At 58.5% G+C, this 24,873-nt stretch carries 23 protein-coding genes; 21 read left to right on the plus strand and 2 right to left on the minus strand.

Annotated elements, in window-relative coordinates; translation table 11 throughout:
• Positions 1-79: 79 nt before the first annotated feature.
• The 12 genes from EE949_RS11120 to EE949_RS11170 all read left to right on the plus strand — a co-directional run bounded on the left by EE949_RS11120 (position 80) and on the right by EE949_RS11170 (position 12,502).
• On the plus strand, positions 80-919 hold the full coding sequence (locus tag EE949_RS11120) for a transporter substrate-binding domain-containing protein (RefSeq protein ID WP_122664323.1): 840 nt from the start codon (positions 80-82) through the stop codon (positions 917-919).
• Entirely contained in the window at positions 916-2,352 is a 1,437-nt protein-coding gene (locus EE949_RS11125) for an FAD-binding oxidoreductase (protein WP_122664324.1), read from the plus strand. The genes EE949_RS11120 and EE949_RS11125 overlap by 4 nt, the downstream gene beginning before the upstream one ends.
• Positions 2,349-3,566, plus strand: a complete 1,218-nt coding sequence (locus tag EE949_RS11130) for an aminotransferase class I/II-fold pyridoxal phosphate-dependent enzyme (protein WP_122664325.1) — start codon at positions 2,349-2,351, stop codon at positions 3,564-3,566. The genes EE949_RS11125 and EE949_RS11130 overlap by 4 nt, the downstream gene beginning before the upstream one ends.
• Positions 3,563-4,297, plus strand: coding sequence for an amino acid ABC transporter permease (locus tag EE949_RS11135; RefSeq protein WP_122664326.1), 735 nt, complete (start codon positions 3,563-3,565; stop codon positions 4,295-4,297). The genes EE949_RS11130 and EE949_RS11135 overlap by 4 nt, the downstream gene beginning before the upstream one ends.
• On the plus strand, positions 4,287-5,078 hold the full coding sequence (locus EE949_RS11140) for an amino acid ABC transporter permease (RefSeq protein ID WP_122664327.1): 792 nt from the start codon (positions 4,287-4,289) through the stop codon (positions 5,076-5,078). Before EE949_RS11135 ends, EE949_RS11140 begins: the two co-directional genes overlap by 11 nt.
• Positions 5,065-5,901: an amino acid ABC transporter ATP-binding protein gene (locus EE949_RS11145; RefSeq protein ID WP_122664328.1), complete on the plus strand. Its 837-nt coding sequence runs from the start codon at positions 5,065-5,067 to the stop codon at positions 5,899-5,901. Before EE949_RS11140 ends, EE949_RS11145 begins: the two co-directional genes overlap by 14 nt.
• Positions 5,902-6,069: 168 nt before the next feature.
• A complete protein-coding gene (locus tag EE949_RS11150; protein ID WP_122664329.1) occupies positions 6,070-6,666 on the plus strand; it encodes a cysteine dioxygenase family protein in 597 nt (198 codons plus the stop codon).
• 169 nt (positions 6,667-6,835) lie between these two features.
• Entirely contained in the window at positions 6,836-9,601 is a 2,766-nt protein-coding gene (gene metC, locus EE949_RS11155) for a cystathionine beta-lyase (RefSeq protein WP_122664330.1), read from the plus strand.
• A 78-nt stretch (positions 9,602-9,679) separates the two neighbouring features.
• Positions 9,680-9,811 carry a hypothetical protein gene (locus EE949_RS29965; RefSeq protein ID WP_275899030.1) on the plus strand — a complete coding sequence of 44 codons (132 nt, stop codon included), beginning with the start codon at positions 9,680-9,682 and terminating at the stop codon, positions 9,809-9,811.
• A complete protein-coding gene (locus EE949_RS11160; protein ID WP_122664331.1) occupies positions 9,808-10,551 on the plus strand; it encodes a metal ABC transporter ATP-binding protein in 744 nt (247 codons plus the stop codon). The genes EE949_RS29965 and EE949_RS11160 overlap by 4 nt, the downstream gene beginning before the upstream one ends.
• A 160-nt stretch (positions 10,552-10,711) precedes the next feature.
• Positions 10,712-11,581: a metal ABC transporter permease gene (locus EE949_RS11165; protein ID WP_122664332.1), complete on the plus strand. Its 870-nt coding sequence runs from the start codon at positions 10,712-10,714 to the stop codon at positions 11,579-11,581.
• Positions 11,582-11,608: 27 nt separating this feature from the next.
• The gene (locus tag EE949_RS11170) at positions 11,609-12,502 is read left to right on the plus strand and encodes a metal ABC transporter substrate-binding protein (protein ID WP_122664333.1); all 894 of its coding nucleotides are present in this window, start codon (positions 11,609-11,611) and stop codon (positions 12,500-12,502) included.
• Between the two features lie 144 nt (positions 12,503-12,646).
• Here the strand turns inward: EE949_RS11170 and EE949_RS11175 are convergent, their stop codons facing one another.
• A complete protein-coding gene (locus EE949_RS11175) occupies positions 12,647-13,795 on the minus strand; it encodes an aldose epimerase family protein (RefSeq protein WP_122664334.1) in 1,149 nt (382 codons plus the stop codon).
• A gap of 48 nt (positions 13,796-13,843) precedes the next feature.
• On the opposite strand from EE949_RS11175, the gene EE949_RS29445 reads away from it, so the two are divergent.
• From EE949_RS29445 to EE949_RS11210, 8 genes are all read left to right on the plus strand, one after another.
• Positions 13,844-14,023, plus strand: a complete 180-nt coding sequence (locus tag EE949_RS29445; RefSeq protein WP_162874600.1) for a hypothetical protein — start codon at positions 13,844-13,846, stop codon at positions 14,021-14,023.
• A 117-nt stretch (positions 14,024-14,140) separates the two neighbouring features.
• Positions 14,141-14,863 (plus strand): FadR/GntR family transcriptional regulator, encoded by a 723-nt coding sequence (locus tag EE949_RS11180; protein ID WP_122664335.1) that lies wholly within the window; start codon positions 14,141-14,143, stop codon positions 14,861-14,863.
• Between the two features lie 66 nt (positions 14,864-14,929).
• Positions 14,930-15,808, plus strand: coding sequence for an SMP-30/gluconolactonase/LRE family protein (locus tag EE949_RS11185; RefSeq protein WP_122664336.1), 879 nt, complete (start codon positions 14,930-14,932; stop codon positions 15,806-15,808).
• Between the two features lie 225 nt (positions 15,809-16,033).
• Complete coding sequence (locus tag EE949_RS11190) at positions 16,034-17,038, plus strand: substrate-binding domain-containing protein (protein ID WP_122664337.1); 1,005 nt, start codon at positions 16,034-16,036, stop codon at positions 17,036-17,038.
• 184 nt (positions 17,039-17,222) lie between these two features.
• Positions 17,223-18,761, plus strand: a complete 1,539-nt coding sequence (gene araG / locus EE949_RS11195) for an L-arabinose ABC transporter ATP-binding protein AraG (protein WP_122664338.1) — start codon at positions 17,223-17,225, stop codon at positions 18,759-18,761.
• A 66-nt stretch (positions 18,762-18,827) separates the two neighbouring features.
• Entirely contained in the window at positions 18,828-19,793 is a 966-nt protein-coding gene (gene araH, locus EE949_RS11200; protein ID WP_162874599.1) for an L-arabinose ABC transporter permease AraH, read from the plus strand.
• A 238-nt stretch (positions 19,794-20,031) separates the two neighbouring features.
• Positions 20,032-20,547, plus strand: a complete 516-nt coding sequence (locus EE949_RS11205) for a sigma-70 family RNA polymerase sigma factor (RefSeq protein WP_122664340.1) — start codon at positions 20,032-20,034, stop codon at positions 20,545-20,547.
• On the plus strand, positions 20,544-21,494 hold the full coding sequence (locus tag EE949_RS11210; RefSeq protein WP_122664341.1) for a FecR domain-containing protein: 951 nt from the start codon (positions 20,544-20,546) through the stop codon (positions 21,492-21,494). Before EE949_RS11205 ends, EE949_RS11210 begins: the two co-directional genes overlap by 4 nt.
• Positions 21,495-21,855: 361 nt before the next feature.
• Here EE949_RS11210 and EE949_RS11215 read toward each other — a convergent pair whose 3' ends face one another.
• A complete protein-coding gene (locus EE949_RS11215; protein WP_122664342.1) occupies positions 21,856-22,869 on the minus strand; it encodes a LacI family DNA-binding transcriptional regulator in 1,014 nt (337 codons plus the stop codon).
• A 325-nt stretch (positions 22,870-23,194) separates the two neighbouring features.
• Here EE949_RS11215 and EE949_RS11220 point away from each other — a divergent pair, with 325 nt between their 5' ends.
• Positions 23,195-24,868, plus strand: coding sequence for an ABC transporter substrate-binding protein (locus tag EE949_RS11220; protein WP_122664343.1), 1,674 nt, complete (start codon positions 23,195-23,197; stop codon positions 24,866-24,868).
• Positions 24,869-24,873 lie beyond the last annotated feature (5 nt).

The raw sequence follows: 24,873 nt of genomic DNA on the forward strand, positions 1-24,873 counted from the left end.
AAGCGGTGTGCCTGGTGCAACCCCTTCGCAGCCTTCGGCAGCTCCTACAGAGGCATTATTCTGTCGGTAAGGACTTTCCATGAACACCTTCTTCACCCGTAAAACCCTGACAGCACTCGGGCTGATGCTCTGCGCCGGGCTGGCTCACGCTGACGCGACGCTCGACAAGATCCAGCAGCGCCACAAGATCAGCATCGGTGTGATTCTCAGCGGGCCGCCATTTGGCACCATCGATCCGAAGACCGGCGAGCATCTGGGCTACAACGTCGAGCTGGCCAAAGGCATTGCCAAACAATTGGGCGTCGAGCTGGAGACGGTCTCGGTGCTGGCGCCCAATCGCGTGCAGTTCCTGCAGCAGGGCAAGGTTGATCTGTTGATCGCCAACATGCAGTACACCGACGAGCGCGCCGAAATTCTCGATTACGTGCCGACCCCCTATGAAGAAGTCGGCGGTGCTGCACTGATTCGCAAAGGCGCCGGGATCAGCACGTGGGAAGACCTCAAGGGCAAGCCGGTGTGCGTGTCCCAAGGCAGCAACTTTATCAAGCCATTGCAGGAAACCTACGGCGCGCAGATCAAGGCGTTCCGCAGCCAGTCCGAATCGCTGTTGTCCCTGCGTGGCAACGGTTGCGTGGCGGCGGTACATGTCAGCCCGACCATGCACGCGCTGCTCAGCGACGCCGAGTGGGCTGACTATGCGATTCCATTGCCGAACGATCTGATCCCGTCCAATTCGGTGATCTGGATTCGCAAGGGCGAACATGATGTGCAAGCCAGGCTCGACGCCATTGTGCGCGACTGGCATCGCAGCGGCTGGTTGATCGAGGTAGGCGAACGCACCGGCATGGCACCGTCTCAAGCCTTGCGTGACCTGCATGAAAAATTCCGTAACGCCGCGCCGTTGGCCGTCAGTCAATGAGTGCAGCCCTGTTCCAGGCGTTACAGCAACTGCTGGGTGTCGGTCATGTGCAGAGCGGTGATGAGACCGCCGCGCAATTGACCGACAAGCAAGGCCGTTACGTTGGCCGGGTGGTGGCGATAGTCCGCCCGGCTGATACCGAACAGGTCGCAGCCGTTGTCCGCTTGTGTGTTGCTCATGACTCACCCGTCGTGGTGCAGGGGGGCAACACCGGTTTGATGGGCGGCGCGACACCCGATGCCAGCGGCACCGCCGTGCTGGTATTGCTGGATCGACTGAACCGCGTGCGCGCAGTGGACACCGATAACGATACGTTTACCGTCGAGGCCGGCTGCATCCTGCAAAACCTGCAAGAGGTGGCGCGTGAAGCCGGGCGTCTGTTCCCGCTCAGCCTGGGCGCGGAGGGCAGTTGCACCATCGGCGGCAACCTGGGCACCAACGCGGGCGGTACTGCCGTACTGCGTTATGGCAACACCCGTGAGTTGACGCTGGGGCTGGAAGTGGTGACTGCCGAGGGCGAAATCTGGCATGGCCTGCGCGGTTTGCGTAAGGACAACACCGGTTACGACCTCAGGGATTTATACATTGGCAGTGAAGGTACGCTGGGCATCATCACTGCCGCTACGTTGAAACTGTTCCCGCTGCCGAAGGCTCAGGCAACGGCGTTTCTGGCGTTCGACTCATTGGCGCAAGCGGTGGGTTTTCTGTCGCATGCCCGCGCTGGATTTGGCGCAAGCCTGACGGCATTCGAGTTGCTGACGGCTGATTGTCTGGCGTTGCTGCGCGAACAGTTTCCGGACGGTCCGCAGCCATTTTCCAAGGCAGCGCAACCCTGGTTTGCACTGTTGGAACTCTCTGATAACCACAGCGAAAGCCACGCCCGGCAATCGTTTGAAGAGGTGTTGGGCGCTGCATTCGAAAGCGAATTACTGGCTGATGCTTTGATTGCCGAAAGCCTCGCCCAGAGTGAAGCCCTGTGGTTACTGCGCGAGAACATGAGTGACGCGCAGAAACGCGCCGGTCGCAACATGAAGCACGACATCTCCGTGCCGATTTCCCGGGTGGTGGAGTTCGTTACTTACACCGACGCCTTGCTACAGGCGCATTTCCCTGGCGTACGCAACTTCACCTTCGGTCATCTGGGCGACGGCAACCTGCATTACAACGTCGCCCACCCGCTGGATTCGACGGCTGAAGCGCATATGGCCAATTACGCTGCCCTGAGCCTGCTGGTGCACGACAGTGCCCATGCTCATGGCGGCTCGATCAGCGCTGAACACGGCATCGGCCAGCGCAAGCTGGACATGCTGTCGCGCTACAAAAGCCCGGTAGAACTGGACCTGATGCGTCGCATCAAGCGGGCGCTGGACCCGAAAAACCTGCTCAACCCCGGCAAAGTCCTGGTGGTTGGCGAACAGGGAGAAGCGCCATGAGTGTGCGTCTGTCAAAACGCGTACAGCGCGTCACGCTGTCGGCCAATGCCGCAGCCAAATCACGAGTCACCGCTTTGCGCGAGGCGGGGGTCGATATCCTCGACCTGACCACCGGTGAGCCGGATTTCGATACGCCGGAACACATCAAGCAGGCCGCCTATGCCGCCATTGCAGCGGGCGATACCAAGTACACCGCCACCCCCGGCGTGAAAGCTCTGCGGGATGCCGTGCAGCGTAAGCTCAAGCGGGAAAATGCGCTGGAATATCCGTTGCCCTCCATCGTGATTGCCAACGGTGCCAAACAGATTATTTATAACGCCTTTGCTGCCACTCTGGATGACGGTGACGAAGTCCTTGTGCCAGTGCCGTACTGGCCGTCGTTCCCGGACAGCGTGCGCTTTAGCGGTGGCGAACCGGTGTTTATCGAGTGCCCGCTGGAACAGGGCTGCAAGCTGACGCCGAGCCAGCTGGAAAGCCACATCACCGAGCGCACCCGCTGGCTGATTCTCAACGGCCCCGGCAACCCGAGCGGCGCGATCTACAGCGAAGCCGAATTACAGGCATTGGCTGACGTGCTTCGACGTCATCCGCAGGTCCTGGTCCTGCTGGACGAGTTGTACGAGCACATTCGCTTTGATGGTTGTCAGGCGTTGAACCTGCTCAACGTCGCCCCGGATCTGCAATCGCGCTGCCTGTTGGTGGGCGGAGTCTCCAAGACTTACGCCATGACCGGCTGGCGCATCGGCTTTGGTGCTGGCCCGCAAGAGCTGACCACCGCCATGACGGTGGTGCAATCGCAATCCACTTCTGGCGCATCGTCAGTCGGGCAGGCGGCAGCGCTGGCCGCATTTGAAGGCGGTTTGGGTTTCCTGCCAGAGCAGGTTGCGGCGTATCACCAGCGCCGTGATGTGCTGGTAGCGGCATTGCGCGAGGTGGACGGGCTGCAGGTTCTGGAGCCTCTAGGCGGATTCTTTGTGTTTGTCCGCTGCGCCGGTTTACTCGGTCGTTATCGTCCGGACGGCCAGCGTATTGACAGCGACGCCGATGTGGTCGACTGGTTGCTGGAGTCAGGTGTCGCAGGCGTCGCGGGCAGTGCTTACGGCCTGTCGCCCTGGTTCCGCCTGTCGATTGCCACTGCAACGACTAGCGTTGCCGAAGCCGGACGACGCATCGCCGCGGCCTGCGCGCGTTTGCACAGCGAGGTGCATGCATGAGTCATTGGCTCGAATTATTCGTCCACTGGACCGCAGGGTTCGGACTCAATTACAACTTTCTGCTGGATGCCTATCAACGCGGCTCCATGGTGGACGGTGCGCTGACTACCATGCTGTTGTGCGCTTTCACCATCGTCGGCAGCTTGCTGGTAGGGGTTGTGCTGGCGGCAATGCTGACGTCGGGCAAAACGTATCTGGCAACCCCGGCGCGGATATTCATTGAGGTCACCCGCAACACGCCAACACTGGTTCAGCTGTATTGCGCGTTTCTGGTGTTGAACATGTTGCTGACCCAGGCTGTTGGCGCGGCCAACCCGCTGACACCGTTTGCCTGGGTGGTGATCGTGATTTCCCTGCACAAGGGCGCGTTTCATGCCGAGGCGTTACGCGCCGGTATCGAGGCCGTGCCATCGGTGACCATGGAGGCTGCCAGCTCGCTGGCGTTCAGCAGCCGTCAGTTGTTGTGGAATGTACAACTGCCGCTGGCCCTGCGGTTCGCCTTGCCGTCCCTGATCAACAACCTGATCGATCTGGTGAAAATGACGGCAGTGGCATCTGCCATTGCGGTTGGCGACATCACTTACGCGGCGATCATGATCTGGACCCAGAGCGATAACGTGCTGGAGCTGATGATTCTGATTCTGTCGTTCTTCGGCTTGCTGAGCTTCTTCGTCAACTGTGTAGGTCGCGCCCTCGAAGCGCGCCTGAGGATGCCTGGTTATGGCCACTGATTCTTCCACTGTGGCTGTGCCGCTGGCCTGGCCGCGCCGCCACATCGGCAAGCTGGCGCTGCTCGTTGCGGCAGTTGCCTGGCTGATCTTCGCTGCTCCGCAAAGCCCGGTGTTCATGGCGCTGGTGCAATGGTCGCCAGCTCTGGCCAAGGGGTTCGGGCAAAACATCCTGATCAGCCTTGTTGCGATCGGTCTGGGCACGCTGGCAGGTCTGTTGATTGGTGCGCTGGCCTTGTCGCCCGCCTGGATATTGCGCCTGCCTGCCCGGATCTGGGTGCAGGTCTTCCGTAATGCGCCGTGGCTGGTGCTGATCTACTTCACGACGTATGTGTTCCCGTTCGAGATTCACATCGGTAACTCTTACGTGTCGTTTCCCGACTGGGTCAAGGTCACTATTGGCCTTGCATTGCCGGCGAGTGCCAACGTTGCGGAGATCTTCCGTGGTGCGATTGGCTCGATCCCCAGTACCCAATGGGAAGCCGCACGTTCGCTGGCGTTTACCCGCTGGCAGATCTTCACGTCGATCATTCTGCCGCAGTGTTTCAAGCGCATGTTGCCGCCCTGGATGAACCTTTATGCGGTGATCACCATGGGCACAGCGCTGGCCTCTCTGGTCGGCGTGCATGACGTGATCGACACCGCGCAGATCGCCAGTAACACGGTGAACCAGACCGGCTTCACCGTGCTGATCTACATGAGCCTGTTGGCGCTGTTTTTCGCCTACTGCTATCCGATTTCCCGTTTGACTCAACGTCTGGAGCGCCGTTATGCCTTCTATTGATAAAGCCTCCCAGCCACTGGTAAGTCTGCGCGACCTGCATTTGTCATTCGGCTCCAACCATGTACTCAAGGGGATTGATCTTGAGGTGCAACGCGGCCAGGCGGTGTCGATCATCGGACCTTCAGGTTCGGGGAAATCAACCATCCTGCGTTGCATTACCGGTTTGCTGCAGACCCAGCGCGGCACCATTCAGGTCGGTGCCACTGAGGTCAACACGCTGGCCACCGAAGCCGACCGTATCGAACTGCGTAAACGGGTTGGTTTCGTGTTTCAGCAATACAACCTGTTCCCGCATTTGTCGGTACTCGAGAACCTGGTGATTGCGCCACGCAAGGTGCTGGGTATCAGCCGGGCCGAAGCCGAGCAGCAAGCCCGGGCACTGCTGGCCAAGGTCCGCATGGAACACAAGGCGGATGCCTATCCTGGTCAGTTGTCCGGTGGTCAGCAACAGCGTGTGGCGATTGCCCGGGCGTTGGCCATGCGGCCTGAGCTGATCCTGTTTGACGAAGTGACTTCCGCGCTGGACCCGGAAACGGTCGGCGAGGTGCTGACCGTGATCCGTGAGCTGACGGAGGAGGGCATGACCTGTGTGCTGGTCACCCACGAAATGCGTTTCGCCGAAGAAATCAGCGATGTGGTGTATTTCACCGAGAACGGTTTGATCGTCGAACACGGCAGCGCCGAGCAGATTTTCCAGCGGCCGATCAGCGAGCGCACCCGCGAGTTCCTGCGTCACGCGCTGGGGGATTCAGGTCGCCGTCCGGCGGCACACAATGATCCGTATGTGTTGAGCAATCTGGGCCGGTACAGCATTTCTGTTTGATATTGGTCCTGTAGGAGCTGCCGAAGGCTGCGAATTCGCGGTGTGTCAGATGATGCAAATCGCAGCCTGCGGCAGCTCCTACAGGAGACATTCAAAAGACCCGCGCAGCGGGCGTTACCTGCGTGCAGTTCCACAACAACCGACTGCAACGATTATCCAGGAGTATTTATGACTATCGAAAACCGTGCCGAAGCCATCGAAAACCTTTTGCAGCAAGTGCGTGTAATCAACGACCGCGGCGTCGACCGTGCGGCGTTGCAGGAAATCATCACGCTGCTTGAAGGTCTTGCCACTCGCCATGACCTGTTTAATTTCGACACCTTTCCCTCGCCGGTCCCCGGGGCTGGTTCGACGGCTTTTCGCTATCGCCTGAACGACGATGGCAACACGCCAACGCTTTACATGAACTCGCTGTTGCCGGGCAAAAAAACCTTGCCTCATAACCATGAGACCTGGGCGGTGATCGTTGCCGTACAAGGGCAGGAAATCAATTACGTCTGGGCACGTACCGACGACGGCAGCAACCCTGAGTACGCCAGACTTGAGCTGGACAAAGAGGTCGTGGTGCAGCCCGGCACGCCGATTGGTTTTTTGGGCGAAGACCTGCACGGCATCCGGGTTGAGGGTGATACACCGACGCTGCATTTCCACTTGTACGGTCGTCCTCTGGAATCTTTGAACGGGCGGTTTGGTGTCAACGAGGAAGGCCGCGTCTTGAATTACAACGCGTCGCAGATGGAACCCTCGATCAAGGCTTATGCATGATTGATGTGCTCCCTCTGCGTGCCTGTGGCAGGGCTGGGGTAGTTGGTTAACCGGCAGTTGGTGTGTGCGATAAATAATGACGCTGTGTGACCAATATCCACGTCTCATGTATCGCGGGCAAGCACCGCTCCCACAGGTCCTGCATCAATACAACAATTTGTGAGATTCCATGAGCCAAACCATCACTCCAGCGCAACTGCAACAGTGGCTTTTCGACGGGCAGGAACTTGCCCTGTTTGATGTGCGTGAGCACGGCCAGTATGGCGAGGCGCACTTGTTTCACGGCCAGAACCTCCCATACAGCCGTCTGGAAATTGAAGCGCCTCGCCTGGCTCCCAATCCTGCGGTGCGTCTGGTGATCTATGATCAGAACGGCACTGACGTTGCCCCGCGTGCCGCTTCACGTCTTGAAGCGCTGGGTTACCAGCAGGTGCATATCCTGCAATACGGTGCCGATGGCTGGCAGGCTGCAGGTCTGCAACTGTTTGCCGGTGTGCATGTGCCCTCCAAGGCATTTGGCGAACGGGTGGAGGAGGTTAGCCACACGCCACACATTACTGCTGACGAACTGGCGCAATGGCAGGCTCGTGGCGAGCCGTTGCTGGTGCTCGACGGCAGGCCGTTCGATGAGTACCGCAAGATGACCATTCCCGGTTCCATCTGCTGCCCCAATGGCGAACTGGGTTATCGACTACCTGCCTTGGTCAACGATGAAACCACGCCGATTGTGGTGAATTGCGCCGGGCGCACCCGGAGCATTATTGGCGCACAAACGCTGATCGATCTAGGCGTGAAGAACCCGGTTTATGCGCTGGAAAATGGCACACAAGGCTGGTATCTCGCAGATCTGCAACTGGAGCATGGCAGCACCCGACGTTATCCGGACCAGGTGTCTGCGGATGCCCTGGCTAAACAGCGCGAAGCTGCCAGAACCCTGGCGCAAAAGTCCGGTATCGAAACAGTCAGCACTGCACAAGTGACCAAATGGGCCGAAGATCAGAGCCGCAGTCTGTTCCTGTGTGACGTGCGCACGGCTGAAGAGTTTGCCGCAGCGACCTTGCCCGGCGCACAACATACACCGGGCGGGCAGTTGATTCAGTCCACCGACCTGTACATCGGTGTGCGACATGCGCGCATCGTGTTGATAGATTCCGACGGCATTCGTGCCCCGATCGTTGCCAGCTGGCTACGTCAGTTGGGGCATCAGGCTTATGTGCTGGAGGATGGCGTCAACAGTGATCTGGCGTTGCCAGCGTCACCTTTGCTGAGCACCGCACAATTACCGACCATCAGCGCACTGGCAGTCGCCGACGCCTTGAAAGACGACGCCGTGGCGCTGATTGATCTGCGGCCGAGCACGCTCTTTCGCAAGGCACATATTCACGGCTCGCGCTGGTCGATTCGCCCATTGATAGCGGCCGCCGTTGCCAATGAAACACGGCCGCTGGTGTTGCTGGCGGACAGTCTGGAAGTGGCGCAACTCGCTGTTCAGGAATTACCTGGAGCGCAGCAGGCGCAGGCACGTCTGCTGGAGGGCGGGATTGAGGGCTGGCAGGCGGCGGGTTTGCCACTGGTGGACGATGCCACAAGCCTGGAAGACGCGCAGTGTATCGACTTCCTGTTTTTCACCCATGATCGGCATTCGGGCAACAAGGACGCGGCGCGTCAGTACCTGGCGTGGGAAATCGGCTTGCTGGCGCAAATGACTGAACAGGAAATCAACAGCCTTAAGCCTTTGCACGGAAAAAAGCCTGAGCGCCCGTCGGCTGCCTCTGATGTGCGTACGCGGTTGATTCACGCCGCACGCACTGAGAAGGGCGGCGGCGGGCGCGCAGTGAATGTGCCAGTGACGCGTTTGAGCACTGTGCTGTTCGACAGCCTCAGCGAGATGCGCGATATCCGTAAGCGTCGGGACACTGAACGGGTCTTGAGCTACGGCGCGCGAGGCAACCCCACGGCATTTGCGCTGGAGGATCTGGTCACCGAACTGGAAGGAGGGCATCGCACCAAGCTGTTTTCCACGGGGCTGGCGGCGACTGCACAAACCTTTCTGGCGTATCTACGCCCCGGTGATCATGTGTTGCTCACCGATGCGGTCTATGGCCCGGTGCGAAGGATTGCTTCGGAGTACCTTGTGCCGTTCGGTATCGAAGTCGGTTACTTCCCGGCCGATGGCCGCGGTCTGGAAGCGCTGTTGCAAGCCAACACCAAAATGGTCTACGCCGAAGTGCCGGGCTCGCTGCTTTATGAATTGTGCGACCTGCCAGCGATTGCTGCGTTGTGCAAACCACGCGGAATCTTGCTCGCTGTCGATAACACCTGGGGTTCTGGTTATCTGTATCGACCGCTGACGCTGGGGGCGGATATCTCGATCATGGCCTTGACCAAGTACATCAGTGGTCACAGCGACGTGATGATGGGCAGCGTCTGTACCGGCAAAGACGTGTGGCCCGCACTTGGACGAATGAGCGAAACGTTCGGCAATACTGTCAGCCCGGATGATGCCTATCTGGTTCTGCGCGGGGCGCGAACACTGGCTTCGCGGCTGGATGTTCACGAGCGTCAGGCACTGCAAGTTGCTCACTGGTTGCAGGCGCAGCCGTTGGTCCAGCGGGTTTTCCACCCGGCCCTGCCTGAGCATCCGGATCACGATCTGTTCAAGCGCGATTTCAGCGGCAGCAATGGCCTGTTGTCGTTCGAACTGGCCAATGATGATCCTGCTCAGCTTGAGCAGTTCATCGGTGCACTGCGTTTGTTCGGGCTGGGTGCCTCGTGGGGCGGTTATGAAAGCCTGATCACCGTGGCGGATGTGAGTGATCGCAATAACCCCGCTGACAGGGCGCTTAACCCGGTATTACGCCTGCATATCGGCCTGGAGAATGTGACTGCCCTGATTGAGGATTTGCAGCGGGGATTCGACGCTATCAACGTTTGATCGAGTGATTTGTTATTTTATAACACTTAGTTTTCTGGCTATGTAATACTGTAACAAATAGTTGCAGGTTACTGATTCATGAAAACACCCCGCATTCCTTCCATCGCCGGTTCGGTTCTCGCCCAGTCGGCATGGAAGAGAGTTTTGCTTGCCTTGAGCATGTTGGTTTTGCTGTGGTTGGCAATCATCTGGGCGGTGGCCATTCCATGAGCGCCGCCATCTCTCTGAAAGATCTCACCGTTGCCTACGAACGCCGGGCTGCGGTTCATCATCTCAATGGTTGCTTTGAAGCCGGGAGCCTGACCGCCATTGTCGGGCCTAACGGCGCTGGCAAATCGACGCTGATCAAAGCGATTGCCGGGACCATGAAGCCTGCTGCCGGGCGGGTCGATCGCGGCAACCTCGCCACCAAAACCCTTGGTTATTTGCCTCAGGCTGCAGAAATTGATCGCAGCTTTCCACTCAGTGTCGCCGACACCGTGGCGATGGGGGCGTGGCGCAGCATGGGTGCGTTTCGTGGCTTGACCCGAGACCTCGCCAGGCGCACGCAAGAGTCATTGCAGGCGGTCGGGCTGGAGGGTTTTGAGTCGCGCAGCATTGGATCACTGTCTTCCGGGCAGTTTCAGCGTGTGCTGTTCGCCCGATTGCTGCTTCAGGATGCCGCTGTGATTTTGCTCGATGAGCCCTTCACTGCCATCGATGCGCGCACCACCCGCGACCTTCTGGAGCTGGTGCGGGTCTGGCACGGGCAGGGCAGAACCGTCATTGCCGTGCTGCACGACATTGATCAGGTGCGCCAGCATTTTCCGCAAACCCTGCTAATGGCGAGGGAAGCCATTGCCTGGGGCGCGACTGCAGACGTTCTGAACGTTGAAAACCTGCGCAAGGCACGCAATATGGCTGAGTTCTGGAGCGCAGATGCGGAGTTGTGTGGGGTGGAAACTCTATGATTTCTCCCAGCGTGCAATGTCCTGTAGGAGTGAGCTTGCTCGCGATGGCGTCAGGTCAGGCAATCACTTTTCGGCCGGTATGCCGCATCGTGAGCAAGCTCACTCCTACAGAAAGCAGGATTCCAGTCGGGGCCCGCGTCTGGATTCTGAGGGAGCCATCATGACCCTTTACACCTTACTGATCGAACCCTTCGTCGAGTTCGGCTTCATGCGCCGTGCCTTGGTGGCGTGTCTGGCGCTGGGGATTGGCTCCGGGCCGGTGGGCGTGCTGTTGATGCTGCGACGCATGAGCCTGGTCGGCGATGCGATGAGCCACGCGGTATTGCCGGGGGCTGCATTGGGTTTTCTGTTTTTCGGTTTGTCATTGCCTGCCATGGGCGTCGGTGGGTTGATTGCCGGGTTGGCAGTCGCGCTGTTGTCCGGGCTGGTCAGTCGCCTGACCGCCCTGCGTGAAGATGCCAGCTTCGCCAGCTTCTACCTGACCTCGCTGGCGGCCGGGGTCATGATCGTTTCGTTGCACGGCTCCAACGTCGATCTGTTGCATGTGCTGTTTGGCACCATTCTCGCCATCGACGCCAGCGCGATTTACATGGTGGGCGGTATCGCTTCTTTCACCGTGATCCTGCTCGCACTGATTTACCGGCCGCTGGTTCTGGAGTGTTTTGACCCTGGATTCCTGCGTGCCGTCGGCGGGCGAGGCTCGCTGTATCACGTACTTTTCCTGCTATTGGTGGTGCTCAATCTGGTGGCGGGCTTCCAGGCACTGGGCACCTTGATGGCGGTCGGCATGATGATGTTGCCTGCCACGGCGGCACGCTTCTGGGCTACGTCATTAAGCGCGCTGGTGGCGATCTCGACCTTGGTCGCGACATTGTCAGGCCTGATCGGGCTGATCATTTCCTACCACATGGGCGTTGCCTCGGGCCCTGCGATCGTCCTGACTGCCAGCGCTTTCTATGGCTTTTCTCTGTTGTTCGGCCGCACAGGCATCTTGCGCGGTCTGCTTCCCCAATCTCATCTGGCCAACTGATTCACGCACTTATTCAAGAGGAATGTCATGAAACGATCAATGCTGTGGGGTTCAATGGCAGCCCTTGTGCTGTCCGCTGTTAGCGTCCTGGCCCAGGCCAAGCCTCTGGAAACCGTCGCATCATTCACGGTCATTGCCGATATGGTGCAGAACGTCGGCGGCGACCGCGTGCATGTCACGTCGCTGATCGGACCCAACGGCGACCCGCATGTCTACGAACCCAGCCCGGCCGACGCCCAGGCATTGAAGAAAGCGGATGTGGCGTTCGTCAGCGGCTTGCATCTGGAAGGCTGGATGGATCGCTTGATCAAGGCCTCGGGTTACAAGGGGGAGCCGGTGGTGCTGTCGAACGGGATCAAGACCCGCAGCATGGAAGAGGACGGCCAACGCATCACCGACCCACATGCCTGGAACAGTGCTGCCAATGCGGTGATCTACGTGCGTAACATCGTTGCAGCATTGCAGAAAGCCGATCCAGCAGGCGCCGCTGTCTATCAGGCCAATGGCGAGCGCTACACCGAGCAGCTTCAAGCGCTGGACAGCTATGCCCGGACGCAGATCCAGTCAATCCCCGTTGCGCAACGCAAGGTGCTGACCTCCCATGATGCCTTTGGTTATTTTGGCGATGCTTATGGCGTGACCTTCCTGTCGCCGCTGGGTTTCTCCACTGAGTCCGAAGCCTCGGCGGCAGATGTGGGCAAGCTGATCCGGCAGATCAAGGCTGAGCATGTCAGCGCTTACTTCTTCGAAAACTCGGGTGATCCGCGACTGGTCAAACAAATCGCCGATGCCAGCGGCGCCAAGCCCGGTGGTGAACTTTACGTTGAAGCGCTGTCGCCAGCCGATGGGCCAGCGGCCAGCTATGTGCAGATGTTCCGCTACAACGTTGACCAGTTGGTGGCGGCGATGCGGGGTAAGTAAGGCTGAGGGGCGTTTATAGAACCGAATGCAGTCCGCAGAATGGATATGCACGATCTGTAGGAGCTGCCGTAGGCTGCGAAGCATTCATACTGACACACCGCTATTGCAGCCTTCGGCAGCTCCTACAGTCCAGGGTCGCCGGGTTTAGTGTTCCGAGAATTTAAACACCGTCGTCTGGGTATAGGTCTTGCCCGGATCCAGTCGTGTGCTCTGGAATTTCGGCTGGTTCGGCGCATCAGGATAGTGTTGGGTTTCCAGGGTAAAGGCACCCCAGTGCGGGTAGACCTTCCCACCTTTGCCATGAATGCTGCCGTCGAGGAAGTTGCCGGTATAGAGCTGCACGCCGGGCTCGCTGGTGAACAACTGCAGGCGACGTCCGGATTGCGGATCGCTGACTTCGGCGGCGAGTTTGCTGACGTCGCCTTTGGTGTCCAGTACCCAGTTGAAATCGAAGCCACCTTGTTTAGGCTCGGCGTATTTCAACTGCTGATGATCCGCCTTGATGTTCTTGCCGATGGCAGTCGGGCTGAGGAAGTCCATGGGCGTACCTTTGACAGCAGGCAAATCGCCGGTGGGGATCAGCTTCTCGTTGACGGGCGTGTAATGCGACGCGTGCAGGGTGGCGACTTGTTTAAGCACGTCACCATTACCCGCGCCGGCCAGGTTGAAGTAGCTGTGGTTGGTCAGGTTGAGCACGGTGGGTTTATCGGTAGTCGCTTTGTACTGGATGCGCAGCTCGTTTTTCTCGTTAAGACTGTAGGTTACTTCAGTCGTCAGATTTCCCGGGAACCCCATCTCACCGTCGGGTGACACATACGTCAGCTTGACACCCACCCAGCCGCTTTCGTTGCTGGGCTCGGCTTTCCACACGCGTTTGTCGAAGCCTTGCGTGCCGCCGTGCAGTGCGTTGGTTTTGTCGTTCTGCGGCACCTGGTACGTCTTGCCATCCAGGCTGAACTGTCCGCCAGCCAGGCGATTACCGAATCGGCCGATGGTCGCGCCGAAATACACAGTGCCGTTGTCCTGATAACCCTTCACATCATCAAAGCCCAGGACCACGTCCTCGACCTTGCCGTTCTTGTCCGGCAGCAATAGCGATTGCAGCGTCGCGCCATACGTAATGATGTTGGCTTCAACGCCGTGACTGTTGCGCAGGGTGTACTTCTCGACTGCGGTGCCGTCAGCGGTTTTGCCAAAAGCGCTGTGGTCATTGGAGAGGCTGGCCGCATTGGCAGTAAGGGTGGCGATCATCAGTGACAGTCCAAAACTGCTGAGCAGTGAAGAGGGTTTCATCGAATTTACCTTTTTTGTTGTTGTGGTGTGGGCTGCACCGAACCTTCGATGCTGGCCGGGTTCTTACGATTTGCGGGTTATTGGTCTGACTATTCATCCTTGGAAATGGCGTTAACAGGATTTATAGCCGATAAAACGATGCTTGAAAATTTAATCGTAATACTATTTGATGGTCGTATAGATTTTGTAGGAGCTGCCGAAGGCTGCGATCTGGTGTTTTTCCTGTAAAAGAGCCATCGCAGCCTACGGCAGCTCCTACAGGCAGCACCATGAGCAGGTTTGACAGCCAATCATGTGATGATTAGCCTCAAATCGCGGAAATGACCGCGTGGTGAGGCATAGCACATGAGCAGTAATTTTCATGCGTCAACAGTCGACTGGCTGGGGGCGTGGATCGCGGCAGGCAATGTGCGGCCGGGTCAGGTGTTGAAAGTTGAAGCGGTGCTGGCTGAAGAGTTGGGCGTTAGCCGCACGGTGATCCGCGAGGCGATCAAGACGCTGGTGGCCAAGGGGTTGCTCGAAGTGGGACCCAAGGTGGGGACCCGGGTGATGCCTTTGCGCAGCTGGAATCTGTTTGATCCGCAAGTGGTGGGTTGGCTGGCGCGTAGAGGTTTGCCGGAAGACTTTGTAAAGGATTTGCTCGATCTGCGCAGGACCATCGAACCCATGGCCGTCCGGTGGGCATGCGAGCGGGCCAGTGCAGAACAGATACTCGAAATTCAACAGGCTTACCTGGCTCTGGCAGCATCGGTGGCAGACATGGGCGACTACAACCTGGCCGACCGGCGTTTTCATGAGGCGGTCCTGGCTGCCAGCCATAACCGCTTCATCGAGCAAATGCTGCCAGCGTTGGGTGCATTACTGGCGGTGTCGTTTGAAGTGTCATCGGCTGTGCCGGGGGAGCTGGGTAAAACCCTGCCTTTGCACAAGGACCTTGCTGACGCCATTGCGAGCCGTGATGCAGCGAAAGGCGTTTGGGCGTGTATGACGTTGATCGAACAGGCAGCTGGTGTGATTGCTGAATCATTCGTCCGTCAGGCTTTGGCAGCAAACGGTACGACCGACTAACGTTGTTACGGCACAAGAACTGGCTACAAAACACATTAAAAAAATAAGAAAAAAGGACACTTTCATATGCAATGGCTGCCTGTTTCAGCGCACCGTTTCATGCTGGGCGAGGGCTCGTTCTGGGACGCAGAAACCCAGACCCTGTACTGGGTCGACATCGCGGCCCGGCTCGCTTGCCGCCTGTTCGAGGAGCAGTACCAGCAATGGCATCTGCCCGAGCCCGTTTCTGCTTTCATCCCTACCCGTAGAGGCGATGCGCTGGTGACAATGGCCAGCGGCGTCTACCGCCTTGATCTGGATTCTCCTGGCTACACGCCAAACCTCACGCTGGTGTGCAAAGCTGACCCGGTTGTCGGGAATCGTGCGAACGAAGCCCGTTGTGATGCCCAAGGCCGTTTGTGGCTGGGCACCATGCAGAACAACCTCGACGCGGAGGGCGGTGATCTGCCGATCACCCGACGGTCCGGCGGGTTGTTCAGAATTGACGCCGATGCTGCCGTCACGCCTTTGCTTGAAGGTCAGGGCATCGTCAACACCCTGTTGTGGAATGCCGAAGGCGATGCGCTCTACAGCGCAGACAGCCTTGACGGGGTGATCTATCGCTACCCGGTTCTGGTCGATGGAAAACTTGGATCGCGCTCTGTCTGGGCCGCCGAACATGAGCGCGGCGTGCCTGACGGCTCGGCGATGGACGTCGATGGCTACTTGTGGAACGCCCGCTGGGGCGGTAGCTGCCTGATCCGTTTTGCCCCTGATGGCAGCGTTGACCAGATCGTCGAATTGCCGGTCAGTCATCCCACCAGTTGCGTGTTTGGAGGGCCGGACATGACCACGCTGTATGTCACCAGCGCGGAACCGAGTGATGCTCACGGTCAATTCGACGGTGCGCTGCTGTCGACGGATGTCGGTATCCAGGGTTTGCCGTCGAGACGTTTTGCCGGTTAACGGGCAGCCGTCTGGTGCTGGCCGCAGATAAAAGCTTCAGAAAGGCAAGTCCAATGTCGGTGCTTCAGGGTGAGTGACACTAGGTTACATAGCAGCCATTGATAATATGATATGACTGTTTTGTTCTTGTTTTGATGTCGTCAACGTTGTCTTCGGACGCGGGATGACTTCGACACAACTCATTGCTGGACGCTGTAGCTATTCAATAAAAATAAGGAGTTAGCTATGTTGAGTCGTCACGGGATCCGTTCCCTTTGCTGTGCCGCCGTTGCCACTGCCGTGCTGGGCCTTGCTGGCGGAGTTTCTGCCGCCGAAAAGGTCAAAATCGGCTTCCTCGTCAAGCAGGCTGAAGAGCCCTGGTTTCAAACTGAATGGGCCTTTGCCGAAAAAGCGGGCAAAGACCACGGTTTTGAAGTGATCAAAATTGCCGTACCCGACGGCGAGAAAACCCTCTCCGCTATCGACAGCCTGGCTGCCAACGGTGCCAAAGGCTTCGTCATTTGCCCACCGGATGTATCGCTTGGCCCTGCGATTGTGGCCAAAGCCAAAGCCAATGGCCTGAAGGTCATGGCTGTGGATGACCGGTTTGTCGACGCCAGCGGCAAGTTCATGGAGGACGTACCTTACCTGGGCATGGCTGCATTTGAAGTTGGGCAGAAGCAGGGCGAGGCCATGGCCGCCGAGGCTAAGAACCGTAACTGGGACTGGAAAGAAACCTACGCGATCATCAATACCTACAACGAGCTGGATACCGGTAAGAAACGTACCGACGGTTCGGTTGATGCGCTGAAAAAAGCCGGGTTCCCGGAGGATCACATCCTCTTCACTGCCCAGAAAACCCTCGACGTTCCTGGCAGCATGGAATCCACCAACTCGGCGTTGCCTAAACTGCCTTCCGCCGCGAAAAACCTGATCATTGGCGGCATGAACGACAACACCGTGCTGGGCGGTGTGCGAGCAACCGCGGGCGCTGGCTTCAAGCCTGCCAACGTGATCGGTATCGGTATCAACGGCACTGATGCCATTGATGAGTTGAAGAAGAAGGAAAGCGGCTTCTTCGGTTCGATGCTGCCGAGCCCGGACAAAGAGGGCTACAACACTGCGCTGCAGATGTACAAATGGGTCACCACCGGCGAAGAGCCTCCTAAATACACGGCGATGGACGACGTGACGCTGATCACCCGGGCGAACTTCCAGGAAGTGCTGACCAAGATTGGTCTCTGGAAGTAAAACTGCGTGAGGTTCGCGCTCTGCGTTCCTCATGCCACACGGTTTCGCACTCCGGGACCCTGTAGAAGTGAGCTTGCTCGCGATAGCGGTATATCAGCGAATAAATCATCGCTTGACCCCGCGCCATCGCAAACAAGCTAGCTCCTACAGGAATAGTGTTTCGATCCTGATGATGGGAGGTTCCATGCAACCGCAAGCCACTGTCACACCCACCTCGCAACCTTTTCCCGCAGGCAGCCTGCGCTTCAACGGCATTGGCAAGACTTTTCCCGGCGTGCGAGCGCTGTCGGAGATCACTTTTGAGGCGCGTCCCGGCAGCGTTCACGCGTTGATGGGCGAGAACGGCGCGGGTAAATCCACGCTGCTGAAAATCCTTGGAGGTTCCTACCAGCCGAATAGCGGCAACTTGTCGATCGGCGAGCAGGTTTACACCTTCAAATCCACGGCAGACAGCATCAGCGCGGGGGTGGCGGTCATTCACCAGGAGCTGCAGCTGGTGCCTGAGATGTCCGTTGCCGAAAACCTTCTGCTGGGTCACATGCCCAGCCGCTGGGGCATGGTCAACCGGCGCGCCATGTTGCGTCAGGCGCGAGAGTTACTCAAAGGCCTGGCCGACGAGATCGACCCCGCGACCCGTCTCGGTGACCTGTCCCTCGGTCAGCGGCAACTGGTGGAAATCGCCAAGGCCATGTCACGCAATGCCCATGTGATTGCATTCGACGAGCCGACCAGCAGCTTGTCGGCCCGGGAAATCGATCGTTTGATGGCCATCATCGTCAAACTGCGGGACGAGGGCCGGGTGATCCTTTATGTGTCTCACCGCATGGAAGAAATCTTCCGCGTTTGTGATGCGGTGACGGTGTTCAAGGACGGGCGTTTCGTGCGCACTTTTGAAGACATGGCAGAACTGGATCACGACCGGCTGGTGACCTGCATGGTCGGCCGCGATATTCAGGATATTTACAACTACCGGCCAAGGCAGCACCAAGGGCCGGGCCTGCGGGTCACCGGGCTGCTTGGGCCGGGTTTGCAGGAGCCCGTGACCTTCGCGGTGCAAAAAGGCGAAGTGCTGGGTTTCTTTGGTTTGGTGGGTGCTGGTCGTACCGAGATGTTCCGCATGTTGTCGGGCCTGACGCGCAGCAAGGCCGGCACGTTGCAGATCGACGGCAAGAACCTTGAGCTTCGTTCTCCTCGTGATGCGATTGCCGCCGGAATCCTGCTATGCCCAGAAGACCGCAAGAAAGAAGGCATCGTGCCGCTCTCCAGCGTTGCCGAAAACATCAACATTGGTGCGCGTCCACGCCACGTGACCCTGGGCTGCCTGATTCAGGGCCGCTGGGAGAAGAGCAACGCCAAACATCAGATTCAGGCGATGAACGTCAAGACGCCGTCGCCAGAGCAGCAGATGCTGTTCCTGTCGGGCGGCAATCAGCAGAAGGCAATTCTCGGTCGCTGGCTGTCGATGCCGATGAAAGTCCTGTTACTGGATGAGCCGACCCGAGGCATCGATATCGGTGCCAAGTCAGAGATTTACCAGATCATCCATAACCTCGCAGCTGACGGTATTGCGGTGATTGTGGTCTCCAGTGATCTGATGGAAGTCATGGGTATTGCCGACCGGATTCTGGTCATGAGTGAAGGTGCCATTACCGGCGAGCTGAACCGTGACGAGGCCGACGAAGCACGTCTGTTGCAACTGGCATTGCCACGAACCCGTGGTTAAGCCAACCGGTCCGCGCTGCGATGACAGCGGTGAAAAACAAGCATGAAAAATAAGAAAGAGGTGCGTATGTCTAGCGAATCCAGTCTGACGGCTCCACGTCAGGGCCTTAACCTGCGACGTTTTATTGATGACTGGGCCATGCTCATGGCGGCGGTGGGCATTTTTGTGCTGTGCACATTGCTCATCGATAACTTCATGTCACCTCTGAACATGCGTGGCCTGGGCCTGGCGATTTCAACAGTGGGCATCGCTGCGTGCACCATGTTGTTCTGCCTGGCCTCGGGGCATTTCGACCTGTCGGTGGGCTCGGTACTGGCTTGCTCCGGGGTGATCGCCGGAATCGTGATTCGCGATACCGACAGCCTGTTTCTGGGTATCTCCGCCGCGTTGGCCATGGGCCTTGTAGTAGGGCTGATCAACGGCATCGTGATTGCCAAGCTGCGCATCAATGCCTTGATTGCGACGCTGGCGACGATGCAGATTGTCCGTGGTCTGGCTTACATCTTTTCCAACGGCAAGGCGGTTGGCGTTTCCAACGAAGACTTCTTCGTGTTCGGTAACGGCCAACTGTACGGCGTGCCGGTGCCGATTCTGATCACCATCGTATGTTTCGCGTTTTTTGGCTGGCTGCTGAATTACACGACTTACGGGCGTAACTCCCTGGCAATTGGCGGTAACCAGGAGGCTGCTCTACTGGCCGGGGTGCATGTGGATCGCACCAAGATCATTATCTTTGCCGTGCATGGTCTGGTGGGGGCGTTGGCCGGGGTAGTGCTGGCGTCGCGGATGACGTCGGGCCAGCCGATGATTGGTCAAGGCTTTGAGCTGACGGTCATTTCGGCGTGTGTGCTGGGCGGCGTGTCATTGAGTGGCGGCATCGGCATGATTCGCCACGTGATCGCGGGGGTGTTGATTCTGGCCATCATCGAGAATGCGATGAACCTGAAGAATATCGATACCTTTTACCAGTATGTGATTCGCGGTTCGATTCTGTTGCTGGCGGTGATTATCGACCGGATGAAGCGGCGGTAAAGGTTGGTAATTGCCAATAAACCTTAACGCCTGAATCGCTGGCAAGCCAGGCTCCCACATGAGGTAGCAGTCCCATGTGGGAGCCTGGCTTGCCAGCGATTCAGGCACCGCAATTCTGGGCTAACACTGCAGCCCTCCTCAAAAATCCTGCCCCTCAACAAATTAAAGTTGGCGCTCCATGCCGAACTACTTAGAATGATTCTCATTTTAAGTAGTGACCCACAGTGAGCCGTTGACTATGATGGACGTAGCAGGGGCACTCGAGCCCACCCTGGAAAATTTCTACCGCGATCATCGCAGCTGGCTGGAAAACTGGCTGCGCAGTCGTCTTGGCAATGCATGGGATGCTGCCGATCTGAGTCAGGATACGTTCGTCAAGGTGTTGGCCAGCCAGCACGGCGAACCGCTGAGTCAACTGCGTGAGCCACGGGCTTATCTGTTGACGGTGGGCAAGCGCCTGCTGATCAATCATTACCAGCGGCGCAGTGTCGAACAGGCTTACTTGCAGGCCCTGGCCAGTTTGCCCGACAACGTTATTCCGTCTCCCGAAGAGCGCTGGGTGCTGCTGGAAACCCTGCAAGCACTGGATGAACTGCTCGACGCGTTGCCTTTGCCGGTTCGCCGGGCATTTCTCTGGGCGCAGCTGGAAGGCCTCGGTTACGCGCAGATCGCTGAACGTCTGCAGGTTTCCGAGCGGACGGTAAAACGCTATATGGCTCAGGCGTATACCCACTGCCTGATGGTCGACTTATGAGCAACGTCGCGCAGGCTCGTCAGATCGCCGAAGACGCCGCTGGCTTTCTGGTCTTGCTGGAGTCCGGCAGCGCCAGTGCCGAAGATCGGGCGCGCCTGCAACGCTGGCGTGAGCAGTCCACCCATCACGAGCAGACCTGGCAAAAAGCCCAGGGCCTCCGTCAGCGTTTTTCCAGTCTGCCGCCAGAACTGGCCATGGCCAGCCTGGATCGTCCTGACCGGGGCCGACGCTCGGTGATAAAGCGCGCCCTGATTGTCGCGGCGCTGTTGCCGGCTGGCTGGTTGCTCGCGCAGCAGGCACCGGTCGCTGCATTGCGTGCGGATTTGCGTACCGCCTCCGGAGGGCGCCGGGACTTACGCCTGCCGGATGGCAGTCTGCTGCAACTGGACACTGCCACCGCGCTGAATATGGACCTTGAGCAGGGTAGGCGTTCGCTGTCGCTGATCGAGGGTGAGATGGCGTTGAACATGGCCAGCAATGTTCCGGCGATGACGATTAATACGCAGCAGGGGCAAGTGTTGGCAGACGGTGCCGAACTGTGTATCCGCCAGTTTGGGCAGAGTTGCCAGGTCTCCGTGTGGCGTGGCTCGGTGCAGCTTACGCCGCAGCAAGGCCAACCCATGCGTTTACAGACCGGGCAGCGCGCCACCATGAGTGCTCATGATGTGTCGGCCGTGCAGACGTTTGATACCCGACAGCCGGGTTGGCGGCAGGGTGTGCTGAGCGTTGAAAACCAGCCGCTGGGGCGCTTTCTGGAAGAGTTGAGCCGTTATCGCCCGGGAATCCTCCGCTGGGATCCGGCGCTGGAGTCGTTGAGTGTCACAGGGACCTTTCGGCTGGATGACACCGACAAGATACTGTTCCTGCTCGCTGCCAGCCTGCCATTGCAGGTGCAGACCCGAACGCGCTATTGGGTGACGCTGACTGCGCGCGGAGCCGCTGCCTGAATTTGACCCCAATCGCGAGCAAGCTCACGCCCATCAAGCGATATGCAGACCACAGGATTGAAATGCGTTTTCTGTAGGAGCTGCCGAAGCCTGCGAAGCGTCTATCCTGACACACCGCGATCGCAGCCTTCGGCAGCTCCTACAGCTCCAGTGTTGCCGCGAGACAGCGCGCTGAGCACTGTCGGGAAGCGGTGAGACCGCACCTGCTCTCCGGCAATAATCAAACGATATGCAGACCACAGGATTGAAATGCGTTTTCTGTAGGAGCTGCCGAAGGCTGCGAGGCGTCTATCCTGACACACCGCGATCGCAGCCTTCGGCAGCTTCACAGCTCCAGTGATTGCGGCGAGACAGCGCGGTGTCATGGACACCGGCTGCTATCGCGCACGGTGAGCACCGTCGGGAAGCGGTGAGATTGCACCGGTTCTCCGGCAATACGCTGTAGCAGGGTCTCAACGGCCCGTACGCCCTGAGCATGCATGCTGGTGCTGATGCTCGTCAGTTGCAGATGCGCAGCCAGCGGCGTGTCGTTGTAGCCGACCACCGCAATATCACGCCCGGCCACTAGCCCACGATTACGCATGGCACCGAACAGACCGATCGCAAGGAAGTCATTGACGGCGAATATCGCCGTAGGCGGCTGGGGGAGGCTGAGCAAGTATTCGCCGATACTGAAGCCAGCCTGTGTATCGAAATGCCCGGGCACGACAAATTCCGGCGGGACAAGGATCCCACGTTCACGGTAATACTCGATGAAGCTTGCGGTGCGCTCACTGGAGTTGCTGCTATGGGCTTCACCGGCTATCACTGCAACGCGTGTGTGGCCTTGCGCGAAAAGGTGCTCAGCAGCCAGCCGACCGCCCATTTCATCGTCCGAAGTGATCGAACAGTGCTGGCCACGTCGGCGGCTGACCAGCACGAAGGGCACTTGCCGTTCCGCCAGTTCTTCGAGGAACCCGGGCTGCGGGGTGCAGTGCACATCGCTGATGATCAAACCTTCGACATTACGCGCCAGTGCGCGCTCGGCCAGTTCGCGCTGGCGTTCCGGGCGGTCCAGCGTGTTGGCGACGAACGAGGTATAGCGACGTGCACTGGCCGCTTCGTCGATGCCTTCATAAACCGTAGCCAGCACAATGTCAGAGAGCCTCGGAACCAGAATCGCGATCTCCCGGCTGTGCCGGGTCTTGAGGGTGCGGGCGTGGGTATTGGGTTGGTAATCGAGGCTGGCGGCAAGGGCGCGGATGCGCTCGATGGTCTCTTTGGAGGCTGCCCGACCCGCGTGGTCCAGGGTGCCGTTGAGTACCCGCGATACGGTTGAAACATGCACGTTAAGCTGCTGGGCGATACCGCGAAGTGTGGCGGGGCGTCTGTTCATGGGCATGCCTCATAACGCGGAGGAGCAGGGCGCAAATGCTCGCATTTCGCCGCTGGATTTGCACGGTGTCGCCCCTTGTCAGCCTGTAGCAGGGCATTTGCGCCACGATGGAGCGCGGCGTACCAAAAGATTGCACGAGCCGTTGCGCAACACTACCCAAACGTTTGGGTTATTTTTTTGAGAGTTTTTTAGCGTCTCCTAACATTATGAATCCATTGATTTTTATCTCTGAATTCAGGCCAATGAGATAAGCGCGTAAAAAAGTTGGTATGCCCATTGCGTTGCACCTGTCAGTTCTCTTTACCTGACTGATGGGAAACTCGCCATGACGCACGCTTCAGCAAACCGCGCACGTAGTTTGACCCGACTGGCATTGGCCTGCTCGTTGGCGATAGGCACTCTGTCGCCATTGGCGGCAATGGCCGACAGCACGTTGCGAATCGCAATGACTGCAGCGGACATTCCGCTGACCCATGGTCAGCCGGATCAAGGGTATGAGGGCAACCGCTTCACCGGGATCACGATCTTCGACTCTCTGGTGGAATGGGACCTGTCGCAGAGCGAGAAACCCAGCGCTCTGGTGCCGGGGCTGGCCACTGAATGGGCGGTCAACCCTGATGACCACACCAAGTGGATTTTCAAATTGCGTCCCGGCGTGAAATTCCATGACGGCTCGGCGTTCAATGCCGATGCGGTGGTCTGGAACGTCAACAAGGTGCTCGACAAGCAGGCGCCGCAATACGCACCGGGGCAAATCGGCGTGACCGTCTCCCGGATGCCCACCCTGCGCAGCGCGAAGAAAATCGATGACCTGACCGTTGAGTTGACCACCAGCGAACCGGATGCGGTGCTGCCGTATAACCTGACCAACCTGTTCATGGCCTCGCCGGTGGCCTGGCAAAAAGATTTTGCCGCCGTTCCAGCAACCACCACGGATCCGGCCGAGCGCTCCAAGCAAGCCTGGACTGCTTTCGCCAGCCATTCCTCAGGCACTGGCCCGTTCAAGATGAACCGCATGGTGCCGCGTCAGGTGCTGGTACTGGACAAGAACCCGGACTACTGGGATGCCAAGCGCGTGCCCAAAGTTGATCGCGTGGAGTTGATCCCGTTGCCGGAAGCCAACGCCCGTACCGCTGCGTTGTTGTCTGGTCAGGTTGACTGGATTGAAGCGCCCGCGCCGGACGCTATGGATCAGATCAAAAGCAAGGACTTCAAGATTTACTCGAACGCCCAGCCGCATCTCTGGCCTTGGCAGTTCTCCTTCGCGCCAGGCTCGCCGTGGCTGGACAAGCGTGTCCGTCAGGCCGCCAACCTGTGTCTGGACCGCAGTGAGCTGAAGGCTTATCTGGGCGGTTACATGCAGGAAGCCACGGGCACCTACGAGAAGGATTCGCCGTGGTATGGCAACCCTCAATTCAAGATCCGCTACGACCAGGAAGCCGCGCAGAAACTGATGACTGAGGCGGGCTACAGCAAGGCCAAGCCGATCAAGGTCAAGGTCCTGACCTCGGCATCCGGTTCAGGGCAGATGCAGCCGTTGCCGATGAACGAATACATCCAGCAGAGCCTCAAGGGCTGCTACTTCGATGTTGAAATTGCCGTCACCGAGTGGAACACGCTGTTCAGTGGCTGGCGTCTGGGTGCCAAGGATCCTGCTGCGCAGGGCGCTAACGCGATCAACGTCAGTGCGGCCGTCATGGACCCGTATTTCGGCATGGTGCGCTTTGCCAGCGAGAAGGCGTTCCCGCCGGTTTCCAACAACTGGGGCTATTTTGCCAACCCGGAAGTCGAGAAGCTGATTACCACCGTGCGCAACTCTTTCGACCCTAAAGCGCTGGATGAAGCCGCCGGCAAGCTCAATGCTGCCATCGTCGATGAAGCGCCTTTCCTGTACGTCGCTCACGACGTAGGCCCGCGTGCCATCTCCCCGAAAATCAAGGGCGTGGTGCCGGCGCAGAGCTGGTTCATCGACTTGACGCTGGTCTCCAAACAGGACTGAGAAGC

Source organism: Pseudomonas viridiflava (assembly GCF_900602065.1).
Classification (GTDB): Bacteria; Pseudomonadota; Gammaproteobacteria; order Pseudomonadales; family Pseudomonadaceae; genus Aquipseudomonas.